This window comes from Actinocorallia lasiicapitis, assembly GCF_054778695.1.
In genome coordinates this window covers 1-2,819 of sequence record NZ_BAAGZI010000560.1, presented here as the reverse complement: position 1 = coordinate 2,819, position 2,819 = coordinate 1, and the positions used below count along the sequence as shown (strand labels likewise).

General features: G+C 69.5%; 4 protein-coding genes and 1 riboswitch. All 4 genes read left to right on the top strand.

Translation table 11 applies throughout. The features are described 5' to 3' along the window. A partial coding sequence (locus ACYVE7_RS32110) for a helix-turn-helix domain-containing protein (protein ID WP_460370089.1) occupies positions 1–614 on the top strand: 614 nt, incomplete at its 5' end. Positions 615–625: 11 nt separating this feature from the next. Continuing rightward, positions 626–1,345: a hypothetical protein gene (locus tag ACYVE7_RS32105; protein WP_460370087.1), complete on the top strand. Its 720-nt coding sequence runs from the start codon at positions 626–628 to the stop codon at positions 1,343–1,345. Positions 1,346–1,362: 17 nt separating this feature from the next. After that, positions 1,363–2,160, top strand: coding sequence for a PIG-L family deacetylase (locus ACYVE7_RS32100; protein ID WP_460370085.1), 798 nt, complete (start codon positions 1,363–1,365; stop codon positions 2,158–2,160). A 34-nt stretch (positions 2,161–2,194) separates the two neighbouring features. Next, positions 2,195–2,309: riboswitch (SAM riboswitch) on the top strand. A 49-nt stretch (positions 2,310–2,358) separates the two neighbouring features. Beyond that, a partial coding sequence (locus tag ACYVE7_RS32095) for an aminotransferase class V-fold PLP-dependent enzyme (protein WP_460370083.1) occupies positions 2,359–2,819 on the top strand: 461 nt, incomplete at its 3' end.

The following is a 2,819-nucleotide window of genomic DNA, read 5'->3' as shown; positions in this document are numbered from 1 at the left end:
TGATCACCCTGATGCCGCGTGCGGGCAGCGGCGGCGAGGGCCCTGCGGGACTGCCGCCGCAGATCCTCAGCGGGCTCGACCACGGCAGGCCCTGCCTGGTCGTCCCCGATCCGGACGGTCCCGGCCGCGCCGACCAGCTCTCCGCGATTCTCGGCGGTTGGACCGGTGCGATGGGGCCGCCCGTGCCCGTCAGCGAGGCGGGGGCGTCGCTGCTGTGGGCGCGCCGCACCCTCGAACTGGTCTCCGACGGAGAGATCACCGGACGCGGCACCCGCAAGGCCGGGTATCTGGCCCGCGCCGAGGAGCACCTGCCGCGGCTGCTGATCAGGGAGGGCGGTTCGCTGGCCGAACTGGCCGCCGACCGCAGGCTCGCCGCGCTCGACCGGGCCGGGCCCAAGCACGGGATGCGGCTGGCCGTGACCCTGCTGGAGTGCATGAAGAACGGGTTCAACGCGACGGGGGCGTCGGCCGCGCTCTGCGTGCACCCGCAGACCGTCCGGTACCGGCTCGCGCAGCTTCAGGAGGTCTTCGACTTCGATTTCGAGGATCCGGAGATCCGGCTGGAGATGATGCTGTTGCTCCAGGTCTGGATCCAGCGGGGCAAAGCCTCCTAAACTCCCTGGCCATGCGTCGCTCCCTCGCTCTGCTGCTCACCGCCTCGGCCGTGCTCGTGATCCCCGCGCCCGCCGAGGCGGCGGGTCCGCTGACCGTCCACGCGGCCAAGGCGTACGGCAAGCCCGTGATCTCACCGGGGAAGATCACCAAAGTGAAGATCAAGACGCATGTGTCGGGCTCCAACGTCACCCAGGTCGACGTGCACGTCGAGCAGTCCGCGGGACGCGGATCCGGGACCGCGCTCCGGCTCAAGCGGGTCTCGGGATCGGCGAAGGACGGGGTCTACGAGGGGCTCGTCGAGCTGAACTCCGCCGACTGGGGCGGCCGCTACGGCATCGACGTGGCCGTCACCAACGGACGTCCCACCACCGCCGACTACGGCTTCCTCAGCTTCACCGACGTCGCGAAGTTCACCGTCCACCGGGCGACGAAACTGGCCGTCAAAGTGCCGAAGAAAGTGACGAAGGGCAAGAAGTTCCTGCTCCAGGGCACCCTGACCGGTTTCGGGCCCGGCGGGTTCGGTCCGCTGCGCAAGGAGACCGTCCTCGTCTACTTCCGGCCGAAGGGCTCGAAGACCTACACCAAGGCCGCGACGCTCCGCACCAACTCCAAGGGCCGCTACTCGCGCCGCTTCACCGCCCGCGGCGACGGCTCCATCGCCGCCGTGTACGCCGGAACCCAGATCTGGCAGAAGCGTGTCACCGCCTGGAAGCCGATCGACGTAGGCTGAAACCCATGCTGACACTCATGGCTGTTCACGCACATCCGGACGATGAGGTGCTGGGCACCGGAGGGGTGCTGGCCAAGGCGGCCGCCGCCGGGATCAGGACCGTGCTGGTCACCTGCACCAACGGCGAGCAGGGCGACGGGCCCGGCGGGGTGAAGCCCGGCGAGGAAGGGCACGACCCGCAGGCCGTCGCCAAGGAGCGGCTGGCCGAACTGGCCGAATCCGCCCGGATCCTGGGGATCGAGCACGTCGAACTGCTCGGCTACAACGATTCGGGGATGGACGGCTGGGACGCCAACCACGCCGACCACGCCTTCGCCAACGCCGACTTCGACGAGGCCGTCGCCAAGGTCGAGCGGCTGATGGAGCTCTACCGGCCGCAGGTCGTGGTGACCTATGACGAGTTCGGTGGATACGGGCACCCCGACCACATCCAGGCGCACCGGGTGGCCGTCGCCGCGACCGAGCGCACCGGCATCCCGCAGAAGCTGTACTACACCGCGATCCCCAAATCGGGCATCCGCGCGCTGTTCGACTACGTGAAGAGCAACGACATCCAGGTCGACTGGATGGCCGACCAGGAGGAGCCGCCGGACTTCGGCACCCCCGACGAGATCATCACCACCTCCGTCGAGGTCGCCGACCAGGTCCGCAAGAAGGTCAAGGCCCTCCAGGCGCACGCCAGCCAGGGCGAGAACATCTTCTTCCTGAAGCTGCCCGACGAGGCCGTCGACATCATGATGGGCACCGAATCGTTCGTCCGGGTCCGCGGCGAGGGCCCCGCACAGGAAGACGATCTCTTCGCCGGGCTGACTTGACAGACCCCGTTCGGGGACTGCTAAATAGCCCGTAGGTCATGAGTGCCAGCGTCAAGCCCCGGCTTGCTGGCCGCCAACCCTCCTTCCGCGGTGGGGTGGTCCGGGTGACGACCTGGCCGGGCGCGTGGTGCGTCAGGCAAGCGCGGATCCCTGACGAAGCGACATCCGGGGTCCCTGAGGCCTACGGAGGCTTGGGTCATGTCCGTTCTCTGCCGCACCCCGAAGATCGTCGGCGCTGAGCTGCCGGTGCCCGTCAAGAGCGGGATCACCTCGTACGCCAACTTCGACTACGCGGCGTCGGCGCCCTGTCTGGAGGCCGTGCAGGAGGCCGTCAGCAGGGCGCTGCCGTACTACAGCAGCGTCCACCGGGGCGCCGGGTACGCCTCGCAGGTCACCACCAAGGCCTACGAGGAGGCGCGCGAGACCGTCCGGGAGTTCCTCGGCGGGCCGCAGGCCGTGGTGTTCGTGCGGAACACGACCGACGCGTTCAACCTGCTGGCCAGGGCGCTGCCGTACGGCACCTCGGTCGTCGTGTTCGACTCCGAGCACCACGCGACCCAGCTTCCGTGGCGCAACGCGGTACGGCTGCCCGCGCCCGTCTCGCCGGCCGAGGCGCTGACGGCCGCGGCCGACGCGCTGCGCGCCTGCCCCGAAGGGCC

What these genes read in the sequence shown, in the direction of transcription:
- ACYVE7_RS32100 (WP_460370085.1), top strand. Translation starts at nt 1,363, where the DNA reads ATGGCTGTTCACGCACATCCGGACGATGAGGTGCTGGGCACCGGAGGG.
- ACYVE7_RS32105 (WP_460370087.1), top strand. Translation starts at nt 626, where the DNA reads ATGCGTCGCTCCCTCGCTCTGCTGCTCACCGCCTCGGCCGTGCTCGTG.